Origin of the sequence: Paracoccus maritimus (genome assembly GCF_025195095.1) — a bacterium.
Taxonomy (GTDB): Bacteria; Pseudomonadota; Alphaproteobacteria; order Rhodobacterales; family Rhodobacteraceae; genus Paracoccus; species Paracoccus maritimus.
On record NZ_JANAVZ010000028.1, the window covers coordinates 1 to 6,439 of the forward strand.

At 61.9% G+C, this 6,439-nt stretch carries 7 protein-coding genes and 1 pseudogene; 2 read left to right on the forward strand and 6 right to left on the reverse strand.

The features are described 5' to 3' along the window. Positions 1–495 precede the first annotated feature (495 nt). Positions 496–918 carry a MerR family transcriptional regulator gene (locus MU516_RS19075; RefSeq protein WP_260278796.1) on the reverse strand — a complete coding sequence of 141 codons (423 nt, stop codon included), beginning with the start codon at positions 916–918 and terminating at the stop codon, positions 496–498. 248 nt (positions 919–1,166) lie between these two features. Between MU516_RS19075 and MU516_RS19080 the strand changes: the two genes are divergently transcribed. Together MU516_RS19080 and MU516_RS19085 are read left to right on the forward strand one after the other, a co-directional pair. After that, positions 1,167–1,985 carry a cation diffusion facilitator family transporter gene (locus tag MU516_RS19080; RefSeq protein ID WP_260278797.1) on the forward strand — a complete coding sequence of 273 codons (819 nt, stop codon included), beginning with the start codon at positions 1,167–1,169 and terminating at the stop codon, positions 1,983–1,985. Between the two features lie 9 nt (positions 1,986–1,994). Then, a complete protein-coding gene (locus tag MU516_RS19085; RefSeq protein ID WP_260278799.1) occupies positions 1,995–2,135 on the forward strand; it encodes a hypothetical protein in 141 nt (46 codons plus the stop codon). A 309-nt stretch (positions 2,136–2,444) separates the two neighbouring features. Here MU516_RS19085 and MU516_RS19090 read toward each other — a convergent pair whose 3' ends face one another. From MU516_RS19090 to MU516_RS19110, 5 genes and pseudogenes are all read right to left on the reverse strand, one after another. Next, positions 2,445–3,167 (reverse strand): PA1136 family autoinducer-binding transcriptional regulator, encoded by a 723-nt coding sequence (locus MU516_RS19090; RefSeq protein WP_260278800.1) that lies wholly within the window; start codon positions 3,165–3,167, stop codon positions 2,445–2,447. After that, positions 3,167–4,003 carry a glyoxalase III HchA gene (gene hchA, locus MU516_RS19095; protein WP_260278801.1) on the reverse strand — a complete coding sequence of 279 codons (837 nt, stop codon included), beginning with the start codon at positions 4,001–4,003 and terminating at the stop codon, positions 3,167–3,169. The genes MU516_RS19090 and hchA overlap by 1 nt, the downstream gene beginning before the upstream one ends. A 130-nt stretch (positions 4,004–4,133) precedes the next feature. After that, positions 4,134–4,355 (reverse strand): annotated as a pseudogene (locus MU516_RS19535) (IS3 family transposase); the annotation flags it as partial. A 520-nt stretch (positions 4,356–4,875) separates the two neighbouring features. Beyond that, entirely contained in the window at positions 4,876–6,072 is a 1,197-nt protein-coding gene (locus tag MU516_RS19105) for a winged helix-turn-helix domain-containing protein (RefSeq protein WP_260278802.1), read from the reverse strand. A 182-nt stretch (positions 6,073–6,254) separates the two neighbouring features. Then, on the reverse strand, positions 6,255–6,439 hold a 185-nt coding region (locus MU516_RS19110; protein ID WP_260278764.1), incomplete at its 5' end, for a ribbon-helix-helix domain-containing protein.

The following is a 6,439-nucleotide window of genomic DNA, read 5'->3' on the forward strand; positions in this document are numbered from 1 at the left end:
CGGCCTGTATCCGTGACCGAGAGAACCTCTACCTGGGACATGATGCTATGGTCTGCCATAGCTTCAGGCTCTTAGCTGAAATCCAATCCCGTGCTCAGGCGGCCCTCCCCGGAGGCATACGAATGACCGGAAGGTCCCGCCTAGCAGGCCGTGCCTGGTCATTCGCGCCGCGCCAGGCACGAACGTCCGGTCTGGCGATGCAGCACAAAACATCTGTCGAGCGATGAGCGTCCGGTAAGGGCCGAAGCGTCGGGCAGTCAGCCAAGCAAGAGAGCGTCACCCCGCACCTCCGGAGCTCCGGTTCGAGGGCCAACCAGTAAATACTGCCGAGCGTCCAAATGGTCGATTCGGCAAAGGTCCTGTGACCACAGCGGGGTTTGCCACTTAGACCTGAAGCCAGTTCGGTTACCGTTCCGAAAGCCGTTTCGTACTCGTTTGAAACACCGAATATGTTTCGTGCAGCCGTGTCTGCGGACTGCACCGATCAGCACCGTTTCAGTGCTCGCTTTCGCAAGCCTGATGGTCGGCCAGGGCGTTCAGCACCCGGCAGGGTTGCCCATCGGATTGACCGTCGCAGGACTTCACGACGCGCACCAATTCAGCCTCCAGCCGCCGCAACCGCGCGATCCGATCACGGATTTCGATAATCCGATCCTTCGCGATGCGGTGCGCGTCGCCATGGGCAGCGTGGGGTGTCTCCTGCAACGCGATCAGTTCGGCGATGGCGTCGAGGTCGAAACCAAGCTGCCGGGCATGGGCGATAAATGACAACCGGTCCAGCTCGGCATCGCCGTAGCGGCGTTGCCCCCCACCCGTGCGGCCGGGATCGGGCAAAAGACCGCGCCCCTCATAGTAGCGGATCGTCGTCACCTTCACGCCCGTGCGCTTGGACAGCAAACCGATGGAATGACCCTGCATCGCGATTATCCCTTGAAGCTATAGTGGCTGTAGGTTGTATCTACCATGGGGACGAGACGAATCAAGAGCACTGCCATGACCGACCGACACCTCCCCTGCCCCCACCTGACGGACTTCGATGCAGCCACAATCCGCCACGGGACTAACGTTCGCGTCGCCGACGTTCGCCGCGGGCGCATGCCGCCTATGCCCATTGGCGCGCGCGCCGCGCGCCGGGCAGGAAAGTGTCTTGAGACGGAGGCGCGGTGATGGGACGCGATCATGATCATGCGCACGATCATGCGCCAGGGCACGACCACGCGCACGGACACGCGGGCCATTCGCACGGCCCGACCCTCTCGGCCAATGACACGCCCGAGGCGCGCCGATCCAAGGAACGTGCCATCCTCATCGCCGCAGCCCTGACGGGCGGCTTCATGGGGGCCGAGGTCATCGGCGGGCTCATCTCTGGATCGCTCGCGCTCTTGGCCGACGCGGGCCACATGCTGGCCGACTTCGCCTCGCTTCTGCTGGCCTGGTTCGCCTTCCGGTTGGCGCGGCGACCAGCGGACTGGAAATGGACCTACGGATTCGACCGGTTCTCGGTGCTTGCCGCCTTCGTGAACGGGCTCACGCTGTTCGTCATCGCGGCGTGGATCCTCTTCGAGGCCATCCAGCGTCTGCGCGATCCGCACGAGGTGCTGGGCGGGCTGATGCTATGGGTCGCCGTTAGCGGACTCGTCGTGAATATCCTGTCCTTCTGGGTGCTCAGCCGCGCCGAGGGCGACAACCTCAACGTCCGTGCCGCCGCCCTCCATGTAATGGGCGATCTGCTGGGCTCGGTCGCGGCGATTGCGGCCTCGCTCGTGATCATCTGGACTGGCTGGACTCCCATCGACCCGATCCTGTCGGCGCTGGTCGCCCTCATCATCCTGCGCTCGGCGTGGACCGTCGTGCGGGAGAGCGGGCATATCCTGCTCGAGGGCGCGCCCGCCGGTTTCGATCCCCGCGCTGTCGCCGCCGATCTAGAAGCCACGTTGCCCGGCGTAGCCCGGGCCCATCACGTCCATGCCTGGTCGATCACGTAAGAGCGTCCCATGGCCACTCTGGAGGTCGAACTCACACCCGGCGCATCAGCGGACGACGTTCGCCGCGCCGTCAAGGGCCGCGTACGCGAGACGACCGGGATGGAACATGTGACCGTCGAGGTGGCAGCAAGCATGGCGCACGGGGGGTGAAGTGCCATGCCCTCCCAAAGCAGGACCGGCTATGGATATCTCGCCCACAGTCGATCTCCACGCGTCCAAAAAAATGCTGCGTCATGCACGAATGGCGGGTTCGGTGAAGCTGCGGCGCGGCGTCTGATGTTAGGACCAAGGTCAGCTCTGGGCCGCCCGCGTCAGCCTGCTGGGTTTCCAGTGGCACTGGTAACTGAGACATTAGGTCGTAGGCGAGACGCATGCTTTTCACGTGAATGTGAAGGGCTGCCTTGGCCTTAAGCCGGTCGAAAGCGCATATCCAGCCGAGCTTGGCTGGTCTTTACGGAGTCATTGCAAGATCTCTCCGGCCCGGATCGCAACATGGACGGCTTGGGCCGTCGTGGTCACGCCAAGGCGCTTGCGGATACGGCGCAGATGGTTCTCGATGGTTCTTTCCGACAGTCCAAGCGTGCCGGCGATCTCGACATGGCGCCGACCGACAGCAATCCATGTCAGAACCTGGCGTTCCCGATCCGTCAGCGCGGTGGCAACCGCCTTGTTGGGCCCTTCCAGCCGCGCCCGCATCGCGACAAAGGCTGCGCGCGCGATGATCTCCATGGCCAGCTGGGTGTGAAATGACGTGTCGATGCGCAGGCCGCCGAAACTTATCGCTCCTTCCAGACCCGCCGGGCCGAACACCGGCACCTGAAGCCCATGGACGCCTCGCCCACGCGGATGCCGCGCTATCCTGTAGCGTTCGCCCTCCGAATCCCGCGTCTTTGTCCAGAAGAACGGCTCTCGGACCTCGGTGACATGCCGGTTGACCGGGCAGCGGCGCACATAGGCATCCGCATCGACGAATGAGCCATCCTCAAACCAATCGCCCTCAACCCAGTAAATGCGGTCGATGGGATCCTCGGCATTGGCGGACGCGGAAAATATCAGAAAACGGTCGTAGCCCATCGGGGCTGAGAAATCTCGAACCAACGCGCACAGCCTGTCCAAGCTCTCTGCGCCCGCGCATGCGCGGGCACAGAGAAACGCATCCTCTGCCGAGGCAGAGTGCAGCATCAGCTCGACAACTCATCCAGAAGGGCCTTGGCAGCCAATTGGCCCAGGGCATTGCCGGCAAGCGGGCTGTCCCCGGTCAGCAGCTTTCCATCACGGTGAACCGCCCCTGTGATGTCGTCGTTCATCAGCTCGAACCCCTTTGCCTTCAACTCTTCCCCGAATTTCCAGGTCAGGTGGCCCGGCATGTAGCCGATATCGGGCGTCTGCGCGTCGAGCGAATCCGGGAATGCGCAGATCTTCCGCCCACTATAGAAATCGTCATCCTCGACGGCCAGGAACGCGGCAGGGCCATGGCACAAAGTGATGACAAAACGGTCCTCGGCCGCGGCCCATTTCAGCACGGCAGAGACATCCTCGCTTTCAGGCAAGCCGATCAGCGCGCCATGGCCGCCCGGAATGAAGATGGCGGCGTAATGCTGCAACCCCTCTGCGATCACGTTCGAAAGCTTCAGCGGCTGTTTGAACCGGGGATGGTATTTCGCAAACAGGCCTTTGATGTCCTCATCCTCGGACGGCATCGCCCAAAACTCGAACTTGACGGGGTTTCCCGAGATCGTGGCAACATCGAAATCAAACCCGGCTCGATCGAGATGGAACATCGGCGCGAGCGTTTCGACTGGATGATTGCCGGTCGAGAAGAAGCTGCCGTTGTCGGTCAACAGATAGCGTTCATCCGCTCCGATCATCAGGATCTTCTTGTTGCCCTCATAGGGGGTCGGGTAATCGGCTCCCGACAGGTCAGATTTCGGAGAGGTAAACTGGCTCAGCGAATACGCTGATGGGAAGAAGGCGTTTTCTTCTGCGGGATCCGGTTGCGGGGTTTTGTCGTCGCTCATGATACAATCCTTCTTTTTCCACATCCGAGTAGTGTAAGAGCGGCCCAACGAGTTTTCGATGAGGGATTCCCCTCAAGGACGTGAGATACTTTCTTGCAGAGGGCGCAAGTTGTGAATAGCCCCGAGTTTCTTAGACGCCTTTGAGGCTCATCTTCTGCTGCCGTTCGAACTCGGCGGGTGACATCATCCTGTTTCGCGCGTCCTTGCGCTTTGGGTTGCAGAACATCCCGATGCAATCGATCACGTCCCGCCTTGCACCTTTGCGCGTCCGGTAGGTCCTTCGCCGGATCCGTTCACGCTTGAGCAGATTGAAGAAGCATTCAGCGAACGCATTGTCACGACAGTTGCCACGGCAGATCATCATGAAGCTTGCGATAGCCATAGACCTTTGCCGCTCTCTGTCCAAGCCTCGCGCAGCAGCTCAGTCTGGCCCCTGTCTTCTTGGGCGTGCGCGATTGTTGTAGCCCCTAGCCAAGCATAGAACCCGCTCGGCTGGATGCGTAGGTAGCGACACATTGCCCGAACAGAAAACTGCCCCGATGCTCAGCGACAAACGCGTATCTCACTTCGCATCCCTGGCGAAATACGCGACGGCTTTCTCTGAGGACGTGACGATCATCGGAGACCCGCGCCCGCTCCAGCTTGAGACAATGGATCTCGGCGTCCTTCTCCGTGTCCCTCGCTGCCGCCTTCGCGAATTAGCACTTCCAAGCGGAGAGCGAGTGCTTGCTCACCCCAAGCCGTGCCGAAACCTCGCCGACTGAATAGCAGACTGTGCCACCTCGGTTTTGCTGCGACATGCACGAACGTCAGGTTTGGAGAAGCTGCACGGTAGCATCTGTCAGGCGCCGACCGCCTGCTATGGGCCGGCTTCACCCTCGCATCCATTCGCTGGCGAATTCGACTGTGGATGCCCCTGTGAGAACCCTCACGCGGTCGAGTTCGGATTTCAGGCCGCGGATCCGCCGCTCGCCCGTCTGCACGCCTGCTTCCGGCCAGTAGGAACTGACGGCCAGAGCGTTGCCTGCAAGCCTGACATCCAGCCTTCCGATCATGCGATCTCCCTGCAGCACGGGAAAGACGTAGTAGCCGTATTTCCGCATCGCTTCCGGCACGAAGATCTCGATCCGGTAATGAAAGCCGAACAGGCGTTCGGTGCGCGCCCGATCGCGCAGCGCCGGATCAAACGGCGACAGGATGCGCACCCGCGAGGATGGCTCCGGCAAGGCAGCGGCAAGTTCGAGCATCGGTTCGGTCGTGATGCATCGCCTCACCGCGCCGTCTGCCATCGTGATGCCCACCTCGACGATCCGACCTGCTGCAAGCCCTTCGGCACACCAGGTCTTCGCCTCCTCCCGCGTCAGGATGTCGAAGAAAGCGGCCAGCTCGCCGCTTGTGGCGAAGCCAAGTCTCTGAAGTGCTGCGGACATCGCCCAATCCACGTTTTCGGCATGATCCGGGCGTCTGTCGCGGTATTCGGCCGGGATGACGCGTTCGGTCAGATCGTAGAACTTCCGGAAGCCCTGGCGATGACAGACGGCGAGATGACCGGACCGCCACAGGAATTCGAGCGCCGTCTTCGACGGGTGCCAGTCCCACCAGCCTGATGAGGCCTTGCTTTCGTCTGGCCCCACATCCGAGGAACAGGTCGGTCCGTGATCGGCGATCTGGCGCAGAACGGTGTCGATCTCTGCCTCCCACCCCGCACGGCGCGCAGCCGGCCACCGTTCGCGCATCCGGGTTTCGGCGCGGGCCATCTTCAGCCGCCACATCGGGAAGAATGACATCGGGATGACCGAGGCGTCGTGGGTCCATTGTTCGAATGCTGTTCTGCGATGCGCGACAAGCTGTTCGAGCGCCTCGGGCCGATAGCGGCCACGGCGGGACCACAGGATCAGGTCATGCGCGCGCGCCAGCGTGTTGACGCTGTCGACCTGAACGAACCCGAGCTCGTGCAGCACGCCTTCCAGATCCGCGCCTTTCCCGGCGCCGGATCCCGAGCGCAGGAGCAAATGCCGGTCGAGGAACAGACGACGGGCGCGCCGATTGTCGAGGATCATTCGTGCCATGGGCTAATTCTATCGCCAATGCCGCAGGAGAACTTCAACGGACGGTCTGCAAAAACCGCTGTCGGGTGCCCGACACCGGGGCCAGCGTCTGTAACATGTTATCGGACCTCGCAAACGGCTGACATCCCTTCAGGATCTGCAACAGAGGATCGAGTTCTTTCGACCGTCCGCTCCTGCCAAGATCAGCCCTCATCCTCCGGCTTGGGCATTTCCAGCCATTGCACGAGCGCGCGCCGGATCATCTCCGGTCGTGTCGGAAGGTCTTTTTCCAGGCGCCGCCGGTCATCGATCGCCTCGATGAGCTCGCGCGGAAGGCGCACCGTCAGAGCCTCAGTATCTTTCTTCGGGGGCGCCATGGTAAAACTTT